The organism is Pedobacter africanus, assembly GCF_040548825.1.
Taxonomy (GTDB): Bacteria; Bacteroidota; Bacteroidia; order Sphingobacteriales; family Sphingobacteriaceae; genus Pedobacter; species Pedobacter africanus_A.
The window spans coordinates 864449-881827 of sequence record NZ_JBEPSL010000003.1 but is presented as its reverse complement, the minus strand read 5'-3'; the positions used below and the strand labels follow the sequence as shown (position 1 = coordinate 881827).

General features: G+C 38.3%; 21 protein-coding genes. All 21 read left to right on the top strand.

Going from position 1 to position 17379, the window contains the following annotated elements; all coding sequences use genetic code 11:
- Positions 1-92 precede the first annotated feature (92 nt).
- The 21 genes from ABIE26_RS19555 to ABIE26_RS19455 all read left to right on the top strand — a co-directional run bounded on the left by ABIE26_RS19555 (position 93) and on the right by ABIE26_RS19455 (position 17346).
- Positions 93-1289, top strand: coding sequence for a FecR family protein (locus ABIE26_RS19555; protein ID WP_310145052.1), 1197 nt, complete (start codon positions 93-95; stop codon positions 1287-1289).
- Positions 1290-1553: 264 nt separating this feature from the next.
- Positions 1554-5120 carry a SusC/RagA family TonB-linked outer membrane protein gene (locus tag ABIE26_RS19550; protein WP_310145051.1) on the top strand — a complete coding sequence of 1189 codons (3567 nt, stop codon included), beginning with the start codon at positions 1554-1556 and terminating at the stop codon, positions 5118-5120.
- A gap of 30 nt (positions 5121-5150) precedes the next feature.
- On the top strand, positions 5151-6506 hold the full coding sequence (locus ABIE26_RS19545) for a RagB/SusD family nutrient uptake outer membrane protein (protein ID WP_310145049.1): 1356 nt from the start codon (positions 5151-5153) through the stop codon (positions 6504-6506).
- Between the two features lie 29 nt (positions 6507-6535).
- On the top strand, positions 6536-7846 hold the full coding sequence (locus tag ABIE26_RS19540) for a TlpA family protein disulfide reductase (protein WP_310145048.1): 1311 nt from the start codon (positions 6536-6538) through the stop codon (positions 7844-7846).
- A gap of 7 nt (positions 7847-7853) precedes the next feature.
- A complete protein-coding gene (locus ABIE26_RS19535; protein WP_354376242.1) occupies positions 7854-8981 on the top strand; it encodes a TlpA disulfide reductase family protein in 1128 nt (375 codons plus the stop codon).
- A gap of 10 nt (positions 8982-8991) precedes the next feature.
- Positions 8992-9438 (top strand): protein-disulfide reductase DsbD domain-containing protein, encoded by a 447-nt coding sequence (locus ABIE26_RS19530; RefSeq protein ID WP_310145044.1) that lies wholly within the window; start codon positions 8992-8994, stop codon positions 9436-9438.
- Between the two features lie 212 nt (positions 9439-9650).
- A complete protein-coding gene (locus ABIE26_RS19525; protein WP_310145042.1) occupies positions 9651-9824 on the top strand; it encodes a hypothetical protein in 174 nt (57 codons plus the stop codon).
- 10 nt (positions 9825-9834) lie between these two features.
- The gene (locus ABIE26_RS19520) at positions 9835-10062 is read left to right on the top strand and encodes a hypothetical protein (protein ID WP_310145040.1); all 228 of its coding nucleotides are present in this window, start codon (positions 9835-9837) and stop codon (positions 10060-10062) included.
- A 6-nt stretch (positions 10063-10068) separates the two neighbouring features.
- Positions 10069-10425, top strand: a complete 357-nt coding sequence (locus ABIE26_RS19515; protein ID WP_310145038.1) for a hypothetical protein — start codon at positions 10069-10071, stop codon at positions 10423-10425.
- A gap of 162 nt (positions 10426-10587) precedes the next feature.
- Positions 10588-10890, top strand: coding sequence for a hypothetical protein (locus ABIE26_RS19510; RefSeq protein WP_310145036.1), 303 nt, complete (start codon positions 10588-10590; stop codon positions 10888-10890).
- 162 nt (positions 10891-11052) lie between these two features.
- Positions 11053-11565, top strand: coding sequence for a hypothetical protein (locus ABIE26_RS19505; protein ID WP_310145035.1), 513 nt, complete (start codon positions 11053-11055; stop codon positions 11563-11565).
- Positions 11566-11576: 11 nt separating this feature from the next.
- A complete protein-coding gene (locus ABIE26_RS19500; RefSeq protein WP_310145032.1) occupies positions 11577-11891 on the top strand; it encodes a HigA family addiction module antitoxin in 315 nt (104 codons plus the stop codon).
- 217 nt (positions 11892-12108) lie between these two features.
- Positions 12109-12273 carry a hypothetical protein gene (locus ABIE26_RS19495; protein WP_310145030.1) on the top strand — a complete coding sequence of 55 codons (165 nt, stop codon included), beginning with the start codon at positions 12109-12111 and terminating at the stop codon, positions 12271-12273.
- Positions 12274-12440: 167 nt separating this feature from the next.
- Positions 12441-12704 (top strand): hypothetical protein, encoded by a 264-nt coding sequence (locus ABIE26_RS19490; protein ID WP_310145028.1) that lies wholly within the window; start codon positions 12441-12443, stop codon positions 12702-12704.
- Entirely contained in the window at positions 12686-13117 is a 432-nt protein-coding gene (locus ABIE26_RS19485) for a type II toxin-antitoxin system RelE/ParE family toxin (RefSeq protein WP_310145026.1), read from the top strand. The genes ABIE26_RS19490 and ABIE26_RS19485 overlap by 19 nt, the downstream gene beginning before the upstream one ends.
- A gap of 231 nt (positions 13118-13348) precedes the next feature.
- Positions 13349-13960, top strand: coding sequence for a hypothetical protein (locus ABIE26_RS19480; RefSeq protein ID WP_310145024.1), 612 nt, complete (start codon positions 13349-13351; stop codon positions 13958-13960).
- Between the two features lie 48 nt (positions 13961-14008).
- Positions 14009-14449 carry a MauE/DoxX family redox-associated membrane protein gene (locus ABIE26_RS19475; RefSeq protein ID WP_310145022.1) on the top strand — a complete coding sequence of 147 codons (441 nt, stop codon included), beginning with the start codon at positions 14009-14011 and terminating at the stop codon, positions 14447-14449.
- 218 nt (positions 14450-14667) lie between these two features.
- Positions 14668-14949, top strand: coding sequence for a hypothetical protein (locus ABIE26_RS19470; protein WP_310145020.1), 282 nt, complete (start codon positions 14668-14670; stop codon positions 14947-14949).
- Between the two features lie 42 nt (positions 14950-14991).
- Positions 14992-15828 carry a hypothetical protein gene (locus tag ABIE26_RS19465; RefSeq protein ID WP_310145018.1) on the top strand — a complete coding sequence of 279 codons (837 nt, stop codon included), beginning with the start codon at positions 14992-14994 and terminating at the stop codon, positions 15826-15828.
- Between the two features lie 77 nt (positions 15829-15905).
- Complete coding sequence (locus ABIE26_RS19460; RefSeq protein ID WP_310145016.1) at positions 15906-16265, top strand: hypothetical protein; 360 nt, start codon at positions 15906-15908, stop codon at positions 16263-16265.
- Between the two features lie 202 nt (positions 16266-16467).
- A complete protein-coding gene (locus ABIE26_RS19455) occupies positions 16468-17346 on the top strand; it encodes an ORF6N domain-containing protein (protein ID WP_310145014.1) in 879 nt (292 codons plus the stop codon).
- The last annotated feature ends 33 nt before the right edge of the window (positions 17347-17379 follow it).

Here is a 17379-nt window from a genome sequence, read left to right as displayed (position 1 = left end):
ACATTTTATTTACAATTTATTTATAAGCTTGTACCCCCAAGGCGCTTCCCATTGGTCATAGCAACAAGACCACAAATACGGTTGATGCAATTATGACAACATCGGCAAAAGAGCTTTTAGAGAAATACAAACTGGGTACCTGTACTGCCCAGGAAAAATTGCTTGTTGAAGATTGGTTCATGAAATATGGAACAGATGAAAATGTAATCGTTTCATTACTGGATATAAAAAGGGTAAAGCAAGAGATGTGGCAGGTGGTGCAGGCAAACAGAAACCGTAAAAGAAAACTCTGGCCACGTATAGCAGGCATAGCGGCCGCGGTAATAGGCATAGCAGTTGGCATATACTTCTATACTGCTCCGCTTCATCCTGATACCTCCCTGTCATCCAGAGCGAATGCGAAGGACCTAAATGACATTGCCCCTGGTCATAACGGTGCAACTTTAACATTTGCCAACGGCAAAACCATAAACCTGAGCGAGAAAAAGAACGGCGTAATTGTAAGTAGCGCATTAAAGTATGATGATAACACCGATGTTGTGCAAGACGGCGCTTTATCATCCCGAGGATACGAGGGAACTGTTACCGCCACTACTGCCAAAGGCCGGATGTACACCGTTACACTGTCAGACGGCACCAAAGTTTGGTTAAATGCTGGTAGTAATTTGGTCTTTTATCCAGATTACCGGAATAAAACCCAAAGATTTGTAAAATTGGATGGCGAAGGCTATTTCGAAGTGGCAAAAGATAAAACAAGGCCTTTTATTGTTGAATGTAAAGGCCAAAAAACAGAAGTACTGGGCACACATTTTAACATTAGCGCCTACAGCGATGATATTGGGATAAAGACAACGCTATTGGAAGGAAGCGTGCGGGTTTCGTCATCAAACCTCGTACACCTGTCATCCAGAGCGATAGCGAAGGACCTAGATCCCTCCGAAGTCGGGATGACAAAAGGGAGAAATGACGTTGTATTAAAACCCAACCAGCAATCCCTTCTATCAGGCACTGGCATAACCGTTAAAGAAGTTAACCCCGAAGATGCCATTGCCTGGAAAAACGGCTATTTCATGTTCAACAACGAAAGCCTTGAAAATGTGATGGAAAGGGTTGCCCGCTGGTACAACGTAAAAGTAATTTATGAAGATGCAGATATAAAAACAGGAACTGTGTTTGGCACCATAAGCAGGTTTGAAAACGTATCTAAAGTTTTGCGGATGCTGGAGCGTGCAGATGTGGTGCGGTTTACTGTAGAAGGCAATACCATTAAAATTAAAAAGAAGAAATAAAGGCTAACCACCAGTATGGTTTTTTTGATCATCCCTGCTCAATTAACCAATTATCAACTAACAACCAAACTAAAAGAGAAATGAAAAATCAAGAAAACACCACTTAAATATCCAGGAATGGTTTTAACCAAATAAGGACCCCGGTTTTGGCCGAAGTCCTTAACATCTGCCTGATGAAACAATTGATTGAACAATTATTTTATGAACTGGCGCTGTGTAATGCCCTTGGAAAGTAAGACACAACACCAACAAACAGAGAGTCAAATGTATAAAAATTATACTGGAATTTTATGTATGCCGCAGGGCTACATAGCTAAACTGCTATTTATTATGAGGCTAACTACCATGATCATAATAGCTGCTTTAATGCAGGTTAGTGCAGCTACCTTTGGGCAGAAGGTAACCCTGAAGGGGAATGGTATGAGCCTGGAGCAAGTATTCAGGGAAATTCGTAAGCAAACGGGCTATGATGTACTGGTATATACAAAAAATGCCATCACCGCTAAAAAAATAGATGTAAACTTTAAGGATGCCCCATTAAACCAGGTAATGGATAAAGTGGTATTGGGAACTGAGCTTGGCTACACCATTGAGGATAAGAATGTGGTGATTAAGGAGGCGGAGCCTTCCTTTCTGGATAAAGTTAAATCTGCTTTTGCTGATACTGATGTGCGCGGCCGTGTGGTGGATGAGAAAGGCAATCCGATGCCGAATGCGTCAATTAGAATAAAAGGTAAGGAAACCGTGATTAATACCAATGAAAAAGGAGAATTCCTGATCAAAGGAGTCGCAGATGATGCAGTATTACTTATTTCCTACGTAGGCTATAAGCAATTGGAAATTCCTTTAAAAGGTGCTTTAATGCCATTGGAGATAAAGTTGAACCAGGTAACAGGAGAATTGGAAGAGGTAAAGGTTGTTTACAATACGGGATTCCAAAAAATTGATAAGAGTAAGGCTACAGGATCATTTGTACAGATTGAGAATGAATTACTGAACAGAAAAATAGGAAGTAATATTATTGACCGTTTGGAGGACGTAACTAATGGTCTACTATTTGACAGAAGGGTTGAACCTTCAACTGGAAAACCTAAAAACAACTTACAAATTAGAGGGATGTATTCACTAAACGAGCAGGTTGCCCAACCATTGATTGTCCTAGATAACCTTCCCTATTATGGAGATATAAGCACGATAAATCCGAATGATATTGAGAGTATAACCCTATTAAGAGACGCTGCTGCTGCTTCTATATGGGGTGCAAAAGCGGGAAATGGTGTGATTGTATTAACCTCTAAAAAAGGAAAATTTGATCAGCCAGCTATAGTTGCTGTTAACTATAACGTTAGTTTACAAGGAAAACCTAGGCTTTTTGATCTTCCCATCTTAGGATCTAATGATTGGATAGACTTAGAGAAATTTTATTTCTCGAAAGGTGCTTATGATTTCGAAATCAGTTCTTTCGATAAACAGGCATTAAGTCCGGTGGTAGAAATTCTATTGAAACAAAGAAATGGAGAGATTACACAAACAGAAGTTGATGTTGAATTAGAAGCATTAAAAAATTATGATGTAAGAAATGATTTCTTAAAATACATCTACCGAAATTCTATTTCCGAACGGTACGCCGCAAATATAAACGGAGGTGGGAGAGAATATAGTTACTATTTATCTGCCGGTTACGACAAAAACCAGAGCGACTTGGTTGGTAATGAATCAGATAGGATAAGCCTTAATTTCAGCAACACCTTCAGGCCGTTAAAAAAACTGGAGTTGCAAATGAATTTGGCTTATACTTTAGGAAAAACTTTAAATAACAGTGCAGGAGCCTATGGGAACGCGTTTTATAATCTGGGAGCGAGATTTAATCTGCCAATTTACTCTCGCTTTGCTGATAATGATGAAAAACCATTAGCAATACCGCACATATATAGTTCCGCCTTTATAGATACTGTTGGTAAAGGCAGATTATTAGACTGGAGATTTAGACCTCTTGACGAATTAAAAAATAAGGACGACGCTACCAAAAGTCAAACCATAGTAGTCTCTATAAATTCTAGTTATAAACTAGCTTCCTTTCTTTCCCTAGGTTTAAGTTATCAATACTTGAGGTCGAATGATAATCAAAACCGACACATAAACTTGCATACTTTTGAGATGCGTGATTATATCAATTTCTTTACTAATCTTAACACAGACGACGCTAATAAAAAATATCCAGTACCATTGGGAGGTCGATTAGATATCTTAAATTCGACAAAAGAATCCCAAGGTCTAAGGGGAATTTTAAACTTCAATCACAAATTTGCAGATGAGCATGAAGTTATGGCTATGGCAGGAGCTAGTATCGATCAGGACAAAACACTAAAAAACAGTTATACATCATGGGGATATGATAAAAACTTAAACATATCAAATATAGACCTTGTGAACCACTACATGACCATCTTCGGTTATTCAATGCCTCTACGGCAAGGAGTAAACAACTTCTCGAATCAAATAAACAGACTGGTATCCTTTTTCTCAAATGTTTCTTATACTTATCGGGATAAGTATACCTTGTATGGAAGCTTAAGACGAGACGCCTCTAACTTATTCGGCGTAAAGACGAATAATAAATGGAAACCCTTATGGTCAATTGGAACTAATTGGAGTTTAACCAATGAGCAGTTTTTTAAAAATGATTTTCTACCTGAGCTAAGCTTAAAGGCTAGCTATGGGTATAATGGCAACGTGAATAATACACAAACTGCCTACAATACACTTTATTATCTCCCCGGTTCTAGTAATCCGCTGGTGAACAATCCATCTGCTACTATTAATCAAGTGGGAAATCCTGGTTTAAAATGGGAAGAACAAAATATTCTAAATTTTGGGATTTCGTTTGGACTTAGAAATCAGATCTTAACGGGCAGTTTTGAATATTATGCAAAAAAATCTAAGGACGTAATATGGCATTCAACTCTTGACCCAACATTAGGCTTTTCTGGAATTTTAACGAATTCCGCTAATATGTCTGGAAATGGCCTAAACATAGTTTTGAATGCAAAACTAGTAAACAAAAAGGAAATCAACTGGGAAACCAATTTTAATTATAGTACGGCTAAATTCAAGGTTTCTAAATTACTACTCGAAAATCGTTCAGAATTTCCAAGCGTGGGGAGTTCGGGAGAATCCATAACAGGAGAACTGGCAGAAGGCTATAACCCTTATTTAATCACAAGTTTTAAATGGGGAGGTTTAGACCCTAAAAATGGAAATCCGCTAGGTGTGCTAAGTGGAAAAATTAGTGAAAATTATGACAGCCTAATGTATTACACCCCATTTAAAGATCTGGTAAAACATGGCTCAGGTGTTCCAGTGGTGTATGGAAACCTGAGGAATAGTTTTAGGTTTAAGAATATTAGCCTGTCTACCAATATCACTTATAAATTTAAATATTTTGTTAGAAAAAATCACATTGATTATCAGGGTTTAGTAAATGGAAAAACACATACTGATTATTTTAAAAGATGGCAGGCACCTGGAGATGAAACTAGGACAAGTATACCTTCGTTTGCGTTCCCTTTAGCAAGTAATAGATCTGAATTTTATACGATGTCTGAGGTTAACATAGTTAGAGGCGACCACATAAGATTGAGCGATGTTAATCTCTCCTATACCATAAAAAAAATAGGCAAATATCGTTTCCGAGATTTTGTCTTGTTTGGAAATATAGCCGAATTGAATATGATACTTTGGAGGAAAAATGACCAGCATGTGGACCCCGAAAACATTGAAGGTAATATCAATGCCAGGCATATTTCATTTGGACTGAAGTTAGGCATATAACTGAAATTTTAGAGCATAAAACTTATAGCGATGAAAAAACAAATTATATATATAAGTGCGTTCGTTATCTTATCCACTTTTTATTCATGCAAAAAATATCTAGAAGCAGTTCCAGATAGTAAATTGGCCATTCCAACAACATTGGAAGATTTCCAGGCGATCCTCGATTATACAGAAACCTTTAATGCTGAGTATCCAAATTTGTTAGAACTAGCTTCTGATGACTATTATATAAAAAACGATGTATTTAACAGAACAAGTAATATCGAAAACGATACGTATTTATGGAAAAAGAATGAAACACATTTAACCCCGTGGTTTAAGCAGTATGACAAGGTAAACAGAGCGAATATAGTGCTTGATGAAATGGTCAAAATCAAGACATCAGCAAATTCTGAGAATTACAAATCAATAAAGGGCCAAGCCTATTTTTATCGAGCTTATAGCTTCTACCTCCTTAGCCAGCTTTATGGTTATCCTTATGACCATCGAACGTCAATAAGTGACTTGGGGATTCCATTGAGACTAACTTCAGATATAAATGTTCCTTCGAAAAGAAGCACAGTACAGGAGTGTTTTAATAGAATCATTACTGATCTACAAGCTGCGATCGATTTATTACCTGTGCAGCAAAATTTCAAAACGAGGCCTAGCAAAGGCGCCGCTCTCGGGGTGTTAGCAAAAGTTTATTTAAGTATGGGAGATTATACCAAAGCAACTGAATATGCTGATAAACTCTTAAGACTCCATAGTAAGCTAATAGATTACAATTCTTTAGACTCAACGGCTGTTGCGCCTTTTTCTATTTTTAATGACGAAGTATTATTTCATAGCACAGGTGCTTTTGCCAGTTTTTTACAGGCCTGGGTTGTGAATATAGATTCATCTCTTTTAAATTCATATCATTCCGAGGATTTGAGAAAGGCCATGTTTTTTTCAAAAAAAAATGATGAAACATATTCATTCAAAGGTGGATATGATGGCTACTACTTTGGTCTAACTCGCATTTTTTTAGGAATTGCAGTTGATGAAATTTACTTGATACGTGCAGAGGGAAATGCAAGAATGGGAAATCTGGAAATGGCATTGAATGATTTGAATTTGCTGATAAGTAAAAGGTGGAAAGTAAATAAATTTAAACCTTTTATATCCTCAAGTCAGGACGAAATCATTAACTGGATTCTGTTAGAGAGGAGAAAGGAATTGGTATTTAGAGGTTTAAGGTGGCAGGATTTACGCAGACTGATGAAAGATCCTGGTAGAGAAATAGTTCCAAAAAGAGTAATCAACAATAAAATTTATGAATTATTACCTAATAGCCTCCGCTACACTTTCGCTATACCTGCAGCAGTGATAACAAAAACAGGAATGGAGCAGAATCCATAGATCATATTTAAAATCTAAAAAACACAACAATGAAGAAAAATTTTTTGTTCATGGCTTTACTATGCTTGGTTTTTAAGCAGACTGCCGTGGCACAAGTTAGGGAATTAACAGTCGGAGATAAATTCCCCGATATAGAGTTTAATAACTTAATACGATATTCGAAAAGCAAATTAAGGATATCAGATTTTAAAGGAAAGCTAGTTATACTGGATTTTTGGAGCACTGGTTGTGGTTCTTGCATAGCCGAAATGCCTGAAATGGGTAGGTTACAGAAGTATTTTGGGAATAAAATCAGGATACTGCCTATTAACTCAATACAGCCCAAAAGTTCATCAGAGGAATGGGTCAAAACTTTTAAGAGATGGCCAAAAGCAATGGACTCAGCATGGAATACAAATCCGAATTTATATAAAGCTTCCTCACTTCCTACAATATTGGATACAGCTTTATATCATTATGTTAAGCACTTACCAGGTGTCTCGGTTAAGATTTGGATAGATAAGGAAGGAATAATAAGAGGAATAACGGGACCAGACTATGTAAATGAAAAAGAGATTAAAAATATGTTGGAAGGTAAATTTCCGAAGTGGCGGATTTTTAAGAAAGTAGAATACGACTATGAGCAACCATTGGTGCGTATTGATTCAAATTCTAATCCGCTCCCTAAACAATTTTATAGCATAGGCAGCACACACAAAGATTATGTATCATCAAGAGATATTTATGATGTAGATACTGTTAAAGGTACTAAGAGGTATTTAGGAATTAATCTTTCAATCACAGGCTTGTATGGTAAATGTTATAGGAAAACTGGCAGTGTAACTCCATATGAAAGTAATGTTTTCGTCGAAACAAGCGATAGTTCTAGATTTTTTCGGATGGGACGATATTACGAAGAATGGTGGGCTGGAGAATCGTATTGTTTCGAAAAAGTAGCTCCCATTAATATGCCAGATAGCATTTTTTTCTTAAGCATGAAACAGGAACTTGACAATCAATTTGGGATTCAATCTCGGATTGAGAACAGAAAAGTAAATTGTTTACTGCTAAAGGCAATAGGAACAGAAATAAGAAACAATGATAAATCTTCCGTAGGGTCGTTGAAACAGTTAATACATGACTTAAATGTTAATGTACTATCTGGAAAAAAGTTAATCATTGCTGATGAGACGCTCCTAGCTGAAAATGGGAGAAAATTTAATTACCCTGAGCTTTCAGATTACTACGATCACATGGATTTAAACAAAGTTAATGCTGCATTGAGAGTCATGGGGTTAAGCCTAGAAGAAGCAAAGCGGGTGGTTCCTGTAATAGTTTTAAAAGACCTTAAATCAAAATAACATGGAAATGAGAAGAATAATTATCCTTGCAGTTATTTTGTTAATTAACAAAATAGGTATCGCACAAAATAAATCCATTACGATTACAGGCACTATTGCAGGATTAGAAAAACCAACTTTAGCCAAGCTCTTTCAAGTTAACGGATACAAAACAGATACATTGGCTACTACTAATATAATTAAAGGTAAGTTTAATTTTAGGCTTACTAATAAATCCGAACCCACCTTTTATTTCTTAAAGATAGACGGCTTAATGGGGGCTGTTACGCTATTCCTGAATAGTGGTAATGTAGAAGTTTCAGGTTCTGCTATGCAATGGACAAAGGTTTCAATTAAAGGTTCGGCTTCACATAAAGATTATGAAGTTTATCATTACATGGTAGATTCATTGGAACAGCAAGGTCAGGAATTATCTACAAAATTGAGCAAGGCATTACAGCTCCAAGACAGCCTTACAATTGCCGAACTGGACAAGCACCTCAAGAGGATTATCTCTGAATATGAACAGCGCCAAAGAGATTTTGTAAAAACGCATTCTGATTCATTTTATGCTCCAATAGTAATCAACAATGCTAAATGGCATTGGCTGAAAAAGAGGGAATTGTTTAGGGGATTGTCAGTTAGGGTTAAGGATAGCAAATACGGCTTGACACTAGCTAAAAACCTAGTGAAATGGAAAAAAGAATCGGGTCTACTGGAAGTCAATGACACTATCCCCGGGTTTATTGCTTCAAATTCAAACGGCAAAAACATCGAAGTAAAAGAAGCGATCAAGTCGAACAAGCTGACGCTAATCGATTTCTGGGCTTCTTGGTGCAGTCCTTGTAGAGAAGAAAACCCTTTACTAGTGAAAACTTATAACCAAAACAAGAAAAATGGATTTGATATTTTGGGAATTTCTTTAGATGAGAAAGATGCAGACTGGAAACAAGCAATTTTAAAGGATGGTTTGCTCTGGGAACAGGTGTCGGATTTAAAAGGTTGGGCCTCTCCTATTACTAAGCAGTATCTTGCCGGAATGCCCTTTAACTTTATCCCTCAAAACTTTCTGGTTGACGCAAATGGTAAAATTTTAGCCAGGAATTTGAGAGGCGATGCGCTGGGGAAGATGATTAATGATTTGTTGCACAAATAATTTGGATGATATGAAAAGAGTGATTTTTATTCTGTTGTTAACATTACTGGGCATTAAAGTGACAGCGCAGATTTACAGTCCAGTTACCTGGAGCTATGCCGCTAAAAAAGCTACGGTAACCGAGGCTACAATTTACTTAAAAGCAGTATTGCCTGATGGCTGGCACATTTACTCAGTAAATCAAAAGCCGGGCGGTCCATTGAAAACCAGCTTTACTTTTGAACCATCAGCTGATTATGAGTTGCTGGGTAGAGTTACAGAGCCAATGCCACTTTCAAAGTATGAACCCGCATTCGGTATACAAGTTGATTTCTTTAAAAAGGAAGTTGTATTTCAGCAAAAGATTAAGCTGAAAAAACCGGAAACAGTGGTTAAAGGAAAAATAGAATTTATGGCTTGTACAGATAAACAATGTACACCGCCATTGGAAAAAGAATTTTCAATACCTGTTAAATAAAGAAACGTGGATTAGCTATGCTAAACTCGTGAAAACTTAGTTAATGCTCCATCATCCAGAGGAGTTGATCGGGAGGTGCAGGTTAGTTAACACCTCCCGTATCAACAAAATGACATTACCGCTCTCAGTAGCTGATGCTGCAAAAGAAAGCCGGAGGAGTAGCTGGGCAGTCTCTTCCGGTTTATTTAACAAAATACTTAAATAACGCAATTATGAATAAAACATTAAAATTTATGAACCAGGAAACACAACACCCCAGCTTAGTAATCGAATCACCAAACGGAACTGTCATCAAACTATACCATTCCATTTCGGAGGAATACCTGAAAGAACTGCTTGATGAGTTCCTGGTGGAGAAGAAAGTGGTAACCCGGCCTAACACCTAAACAGCTACCTATGAAAACAGGAAAAAACACCATCAGCACCCGAGCCTGGGCATTCATCCGCAGCAAAGATTCTTTTACAACAGAAGAGTTTATGCAAGCAATGGGCATAAGGCAAAAAGAAGCCCTGGATATTTTGCAGCAGCTGCATGATGATGGACACATATTTTTGAAGTGGATTGAAGAGAAAGGAGCGCTATGCTTTATAAAGGCTGCACCGGTAAATGATGATGTAAACTAAGAACTTATGCAAACAAACAGACATACAAATGCAGAGGTAATACAGCAGCTAAGCCAGGATTGCAGGGTGTTCCGCGAAATTGTAGCCAGCATTGAAGCCGGGCTGTATTCGGAACTGACTGGTTTTCTGTTTTGCGAAATGCTAAGTACCATGAAGCAGCATGCGCAGATCCATACTTTACTGCAGCCCGAACTTGGTGCCGAATATTTAATGGAAGGTAAACTGTTGCTGTTTGGGATATTGACCAGGCCGTACGGAGTACAGCTTACGCCTTTGCAAGCAGATAAGATGGTGTTTGTAGAAATGGGTTTAATGGACTTGTATGCCTTTTATAGTGAAATGTTGTTGGAAATAAAAAGTTAGCGTTTCTTGAGATTATAAGTTAAAGTTTATGTGCGGGGAAAGGAACTGAGTAGCCTTTCCCCTATTTAAAGGCTGTTTTAAACCAGAAATTTGTGAAAAACGCCAACATTATTGTTTAACAAAAAAATAAATTAACAACTCAATACAGACTCAAATTAAATTATGCTACTCATAAACGATCTCCTACCCTATTTCTGGGCAAACGCTGACATCATTTACACAAAAGACAACATAGGAATCATTCTGCTAAACGATAATGAAGTAGAGCTGGAACTGGTGCTATTTAAAAAAGACGGGGCCATGCCGCTGCGGATCTCATTGATAGCGGATTTGGGCCTGGACGATTTCATCAGGCTGTTTGAGCTGAAAGAACTTTCCGATCTGGAACAGATCAGTACGGAAACCTTGCTAAGGTTAATGGCTGATGATGAAATAACCTACAAAGTGGTTAAAGATCTTTCTTAACGTAGGCGCTAAGGTAAAAAGCGCGGAGTTCTTTGAAATACTGCAATATTTTGAGTAATTGATCAGAATATTGAAATTTTACTCAAATAATTATAAATAATTATAAATAGTTACAATAATTAATTATTATGAAATTATTGTAATTGTGATTATCTTTGGAATATGAAATCAGGTGAAGTAGCAATGACTATCAATAGAATGGAACAGCGTTACATTGAAGGAAATACACTGCTAAAAGCGATTGAGAGGAAAGGTTATGTCAATAAACATGGCTTGCACTTTTCAATTTCAGTATTTGCTGGCGTGAAAGTATTCGCTAAATTAAAGCCAGGGATAAACCCTGCAGCAATAATCTGTTTATCTCTACGCCACCAACCACATCAGGAATTCTTTAGCAGTTATACAATATATGGACCTGAGGATTTGGACACTATAGATGAAGCTAAGCTGTGGACCGCTTACACTCAGGGGAAAGCCTATCTCTCGTATGATGCAAATGAAATTTCAGGTGCACTGGTAGATTTCTCACTTCATAAAGGAAAGACCCTGGTACAAAACAGTTGGAATTTCGGTGACATATTACTTGACGAACGGATTGATACGGTTGCAAGGGCAGAGGAATATGCGTTGGCATTTCTGAAAGCCCATGATGTGGATTATTTAGATTATCATTAATAAGCAAAATTATGTCGATGTTTAACCCAGCACATCCTGGAGAATTGATAAGAGAAACGATTGATGGTATTATAGAGGCAACAGGTAGGAAACTGACTGTAGAAGAAGTAGCTATTGGTTTGGGCACTACACGAAAAACTTTATCCGCTATAATTAATGGTAAACAATCTGTAACACCAGAAATGGCTATAAAATTATCTACCGGATTTAGCAATACTACTGCAGAATTTTGGTTGCAGGTACAGGACAATTATGATCTTTTCCAGGCAAGAAAGAAAGTAGATACCAGAAACATTAAAGTATTCTGGAAAGCCGCTGTTCTGTAAAACAGACCCGCGCTCTCCTTCCCTTCCCAAATTTCACAACAATATTTTTTAATTCCAGCCGATGCTACCGGGTACAAATTTATGCTACTTACCAACGATCGCCACCCCATTTCTGGGCAAACGCTGACATCATTTACACAAAAGACAACATAGGAATCATTCTGCTAAACGATAATGAAGTAGAGCTGGAACTGGTGCTATTTAAAAAAGATGGCCCATGCCGCTGCGGATCTCATTGATAGCGGATTTGGGCCTGGACGATTTCATCAGGCTGTTTGAGCTGAAAGAACTTTCAGATCTGGAACAGATCAGTACGGAAACCTTGCTAAGGTTAATGGCTGATGATGAAATAACCTACAAAGTGGTTAAAGATTTTTCTTAACGTAGGCTAAGGTAAAAAGCGCGGAGTTATTTGAAATACTGCAATATTTTGAGTAATTGATCAGAATATTGAAATACAAAGATAATTAAATAATTATTAGTTAAATATGAAGTGATTTGTTTATGTTTGTATTGAATTTGATTTATGAACTTAAATAACGAAATTTGATGAAACATCAACTCATTATGCCATCTTCACTGGATAATTTACGGAATTCTATTATGGAAAAGCTTATGGCTATTTCCGATAAAGATTATTTAGTGGCCTTGAATAAGCTTTTGGAAAGTAGTACTGCTGAAAATGATGTTGTTAAATTCTCAAAAGAGCAGATTATCATGCTTGAAATGAGTGATGAGGACATTAGAAAAGGTGATACTATTACACAAGAGGATTTAGACAAAGAAGATCTGAAATGGCTAAAGGCGCTGTAGTTTGGACCGCAACGGCAGTTAAGCAGAGAAGAAAAATTTTAAGGTACTGGACTGAAAGAAACAAATCCACTGCGTATGCTGAAAAGCTTATTAAGCTCATTAATAAGCGCATAAAAGTTATCCTTAAACATCCAGAGTCATGGAAACAAACATCTTATCCAAACACCAGGCTGTCTGCAATGGGGCATTATAGCATAGTTTATAAGATAGCAAATGACGGCATTATTGTAACTTCCTTTTGGGATAACCGGCAGGAGCCAAAGAAACTCTTGAAGATTATTTTAGCTTCAGATATCACAGATGAGTTAATGCCTTATCAACTCCAAGAGCTCAAAAACCTGGCAAACGAGCCTTCTGATTTAGACGTAGTTAACCAGAAGGATTATAAGAAAGCAGTTAAGAAAACCCGTTGAATTCGACGAGTTTAATATAATATACAATTGAGCCGCTGCAAAGCGGCTTTCTTGCTTTTAAAACATTACCCCTTTACGGATTGAGGGGAAACAAGCAATGCCGTTAACATCCAAACCTTATGTAAGAAAAAACCCATCATGAAAAAAACTTAACGCAATTGATGATTTGACATAGCTACGGAAACGTATAGAACGAATTAATCAATTAAAAACTCAAAACACATTATCCTTATGAATTGTGAAAATCCCGGCACCCCGGTAGGCAGGCTATTGGCCTACCTGAAAAGTAAAATGCAGATTGAACTTACCGCTGCATTTAATCTCAACATTAACCCTATGCTTACCGCGCAAGAATTGCTGAAACTACTGCCCCTTGCCAAACCTGGTGATACCTGGCAAACAGCAAATTGGATTGACAGCGGCTATGGCCGGGCCTCCAAAACTTTATACGACAAGGAAGGTTTACCTTACGAATGCACCGTTGACTTTTTTAAGTTCGGCAGGATTATGCTAGACCCCTGCGCATTTTTTGAAGGCAAGTCTGGCAATTGTTATTTTGAAGTAGCCGGGAACTCGGTTATTTTACCTTTTACCCGCCAAAACTTTGATTTGCTGCAGCTATCGGCACCGGAAGCCCAGGCACTGGCCACCAACATACTTGCAGCCAATGCTGCTGATGCACAGGAAAAGACAGCGATGCTGCGCCTGAAAGGGCAGGCAAAGTATGATGAATTCATCAGAATATTTGGCCCTGGCATTGAACAGTATTTTCCGCAAAAACACATTGCCAGCTACCTGGGCTTTACCCGCGAATATTTGAATGGCTTAAGGGCTGGAAGATAGTAATATATCTTACTTTTCTGGGCCTGCGCATTGCCCTACCTTGGTACCATGAAGAAATTAAATACACAAGATTGGTACCAAGGTTTTATAACTGTGATTAGCCACAGTTTTATACTCCTGTTTTTATATGCGGCCAGCAGCAAGCTGCTGGAATACGATAAGTTTACAGTAAATATTGGACAAAGCCCTATGCTTACTGCGTATGCAGGTGTGCTGGCATGGCTGGTGCCTGCTGTTGAAGTTGTGCTTTCGGTTATGCTGGTATTTACCGGGCTGCGCTTGTACGGCTTGTTTGCTTCTTTTAGCCTGATGGTGATGTTTACAACTTACATCTTTACTGTGCTTCATTTTATGGAAGACATGCCCTGTGCTTGTGGTGGTGTACTGGAAAAGCTTTCGTGGGATGCACATTTGGTGTTTAACATAGGGTTTGTGGTGTTGGCAGGTATTGGGGCTGTACTAGAACAGATCCCTCCAAAGTCGGGATGACAAAGCACTCAGGATGACAAAGCACTCGGGATGACAAAAAACAATAGCCCCCTTGTCATCCCGACTTTGGAGGGATCTAAATCGGCGAAGCCAGCTTGAACACAAAAAAACAAACACACTAGTGAAAAAAATATTCATTGGCCAATTTGAATCAGGGCGAAGCTGAAAACCCTGCAGAAGAAACAGAGTAGGCATTAACTTTTATAAAAAATAAAAATATGAAAAATTTAGTAAAACAATGTGTAGCATTTGCCTTAGTGGCAACATTAGCCATAAGCGGTGCATTTGCAAGTGTGTATAAAACTGCAGTAAAGGTGCAACCAGCAAATGTATACACTTATTACCTTGATATTGACTGCGACACCCCTGTGCAGTGTTCAACTGAAATCATCGATGGGGTTTTATGTAGCGAAAGTTTTCAGGGTTTAACAGTTTATGATGCACCCGGTTGTGTAGGAGGCCATGAAACGACAAATATACTTGGTAAAAGACAACCTTAACGGTTTGGAGGGGGCTTTTGCCCCCCTCCTTTTATAGGAATTATGAAAAAAACATACACAACCTTATTGCTGATATCCGTGTTGAGCATTGGCTTTGTTACCGCCCTTTACCTGATACGCCCCAAACCGGTAAAGAACGGTTTTAACCGTGGGCATATTTATACGGCCCAAAAGCTAAACGAACTGGAACTGAAGTTTAATTCCTTTTACATTAACAAGCTGAGCAGTACGCGCATTTACCTGGGCAATGTTAGGGCTTTGCTGTTACAATTTAGCTGTGGCTTTGATTTAACAGACTCTTTGTACCAGAGGGTGGCTTATGATGCGGAAACCAAACAGACTTTAGAACTTTTGAAACAGCACATCATAAAAAAAACAGACCCAAAAGGGAACAGCTTTAGTACTGATGGTTTTCTGAGCCTTAATGAGGCTAATGAACGGATGGTATACAGCTATTATTACCGGAACAGTTTTACCTGTTTAGATGCGAAATTGAATGTTTTATATACCGGAAAACTGATTGATACCAACAGCATAGCTAAAATAGAACTTGGGGAATACAAGGCCGGGAACAAAACCATCAGAACAATGGCAAAACCTGCGCTTATCATCAATAAACGCGGATACACTAATGGCAATTGCTATTACAACCATAGCGCCCTGGCTGCAGACAATGAAAAATATGAGGTGTTTAAAGCACACGAGGTGTTTGATGTATACCGGCTTGCCGATGGCAGCTACAGCCATAGTGTTTACCTGCCAAAGTACAAGGGCGAAAAGCTTACAGACTTTGCCCTGCGCGGTGACATCCTGATTGCCTTGTACAACAAGCATTTGCTTACTTATTTATTGGACAGAAAGGAGGCCCAGGCAAGATAAACGGCTTCTGGCCGCGGCCAGAAGAGGAAGCCCGGACAAAGCAGGGCTTTCATTTAAATTAACGACCAGATATAAAAATGAGCAACAATAAATTGCTGATGATGATTTACCGCATGAACGACCGGCAGGGATGCCTGATGCTTCAGCTACAGGGAAAAAAGCCCTGCAAAATTATAAGGATACTGGAACCGCTATACCTGGTAGGCTGGATAAAACAGCTAAGTGTAGCTATTGATACCGGGGCCGATCAGGATTGTACCCATCAGCTAAAATGTGAGGATGGCAGGGAACGGCGGCTGAAATGCCGCTTTGCCAAAGAAATTGTGGCCCTGGAGTTTTTCTTTAAGCAGCAATTGCGGTTTAACTGGAAAGGCACTGCTCATGAGTTCAGAACAGCGGTTGACAGGATGATTGCAAAGCTGCCCAGGTTTTTTTAGATTGCAGCTGCAAGAGGTTTCTCGGTGCCCTCGAAATGACAAAGCAGCGACTGGATGGCACCTTATAGTTCTTTGATTTATTGTTGTTGTAAAGTTCAAATTATTGGAGTTCACTCTTAATTATTACCAATAATTACAAATATTTAATCATTAGTTAATGTTATGCTTTTTGGTTAGCTTTGAGTAATCAAATACAGAAAGCATGACAGACTTAATTTCGGTTACACCAGAGACGATACAAAACCAGATATATACTATACGTGGGAAGCAGGTGATGATGGACAGAGATTTGGCGGTGTTGTACGGAGTGGAAACCAGGGTTCTAAACCAGGCAGTTAAACGGAATATAGAAAGGTTTCCTGATGAAAATTTTATATTCCGTTTAGATAATTCGGAGTTTAAAGATTGGAGATCACAAATTGTGATTTCCAATTCTGATAAACAAGGTTTAAGACATATACCCTTTTGCTTTACAGAAGTAGGTATAGTTATGCTTTCCGCCGTACTTCGTAGTACTACAGCCGTAAATGTGAGTATAAAAATCACACACGCTTTTGTGCAAATGCGCAGATTTCTAGGGGAGAATGCGGACGTATTTGTAAGACTGGATAATGTGGAACGCAAGCAACTCAAAGCAGATGAAAACTTTGAAAAGCTTTTTACGGCTTTAGAAAGTAATGACCTGAAACCTAAGCAGGGCATATTTTATGATGGGCAGGTATTTGATGCCTATACATTTGTGGCCGATCTGGTTAGAGAAGCTAAACAATCTATTGTTTTAATTGACAATTACATCGATGATACCATACTGAGGTTGTTTGTAAAAAGGCAGAATGGTGTTTCACTTACCATTTATACGCAGAAGATCAGCTCGCAATTGGCTTTAGACCTTCAGAAACATAATGCTCAGTACGATCCGGTAATAATTAAACAGTTCGGCCAGGCTCATGACAGGTTTCTGATTGTAGATGAAACTACAGTTTACCATATTGGCGCTTCCCTAAAAGACCTGGGGAAAAAGTGGTTTGCTTTTTCTAAGATTGATCTTAATGTTACCGAAATGCTGGCAAAATTGACCTGATAATTTTTACAACAACATTCAAAAAAAGCTGAT

Coding starts and splice junctions, on each gene's coding strand:
- ABIE26_RS19555 (WP_310145052.1), top strand. CDS start 93: ATGACAACATCGGCAAAAGAGCTTTTAGAGAAATACAAACTGGGTACC.
- ABIE26_RS19550 (WP_310145051.1), top strand. CDS start 1,554: ATGTATAAAAATTATACTGGAATTTTATGTATGCCGCAGGGCTACATA.
- ABIE26_RS19545 (WP_310145049.1), top strand. CDS start 5,151: ATGAAAAAACAAATTATATATATAAGTGCGTTCGTTATCTTATCCACT.
- ABIE26_RS19540 (WP_310145048.1), top strand. CDS start 6,536: ATGAAGAAAAATTTTTTGTTCATGGCTTTACTATGCTTGGTTTTTAAG.
- ABIE26_RS19535 (WP_354376242.1), top strand. CDS start 7,854: ATGAGAAGAATAATTATCCTTGCAGTTATTTTGTTAATTAACAAAATA.
- ABIE26_RS19530 (WP_310145044.1), top strand. CDS start 8,992: ATGAAAAGAGTGATTTTTATTCTGTTGTTAACATTACTGGGCATTAAA.
- ABIE26_RS19525 (WP_310145042.1), top strand. CDS start 9,651: ATGAATAAAACATTAAAATTTATGAACCAGGAAACACAACACCCCAGC.
- ABIE26_RS19520 (WP_310145040.1), top strand. CDS start 9,835: ATGAAAACAGGAAAAAACACCATCAGCACCCGAGCCTGGGCATTCATC.
- ABIE26_RS19515 (WP_310145038.1), top strand. CDS start 10,069: ATGCAAACAAACAGACATACAAATGCAGAGGTAATACAGCAGCTAAGC.
- ABIE26_RS19510 (WP_310145036.1), top strand. CDS start 10,588: ATGCTACTCATAAACGATCTCCTACCCTATTTCTGGGCAAACGCTGAC.
- ABIE26_RS19505 (WP_310145035.1), top strand. CDS start 11,053: ATGAAATCAGGTGAAGTAGCAATGACTATCAATAGAATGGAACAGCGT.
- ABIE26_RS19500 (WP_310145032.1), top strand. CDS start 11,577: ATGTCGATGTTTAACCCAGCACATCCTGGAGAATTGATAAGAGAAACG.
- ABIE26_RS19495 (WP_310145030.1), top strand. CDS start 12,109: ATGCCGCTGCGGATCTCATTGATAGCGGATTTGGGCCTGGACGATTTC.
- ABIE26_RS19490 (WP_310145028.1), top strand. CDS start 12,441: ATGAAACATCAACTCATTATGCCATCTTCACTGGATAATTTACGGAAT.
- ABIE26_RS19485 (WP_310145026.1), top strand. CDS start 12,686: ATGGCTAAAGGCGCTGTAGTTTGGACCGCAACGGCAGTTAAGCAGAGA.
- ABIE26_RS19480 (WP_310145024.1), top strand. CDS start 13,349: ATGAATTGTGAAAATCCCGGCACCCCGGTAGGCAGGCTATTGGCCTAC.
- ABIE26_RS19475 (WP_310145022.1), top strand. CDS start 14,009: ATGAAGAAATTAAATACACAAGATTGGTACCAAGGTTTTATAACTGTG.
- ABIE26_RS19470 (WP_310145020.1), top strand. CDS start 14,668: ATGAAAAATTTAGTAAAACAATGTGTAGCATTTGCCTTAGTGGCAACA.
- ABIE26_RS19465 (WP_310145018.1), top strand. CDS start 14,992: ATGAAAAAAACATACACAACCTTATTGCTGATATCCGTGTTGAGCATT.
- ABIE26_RS19460 (WP_310145016.1), top strand. CDS start 15,906: ATGAGCAACAATAAATTGCTGATGATGATTTACCGCATGAACGACCGG.
- ABIE26_RS19455 (WP_310145014.1), top strand. CDS start 16,468: ATGACAGACTTAATTTCGGTTACACCAGAGACGATACAAAACCAGATA.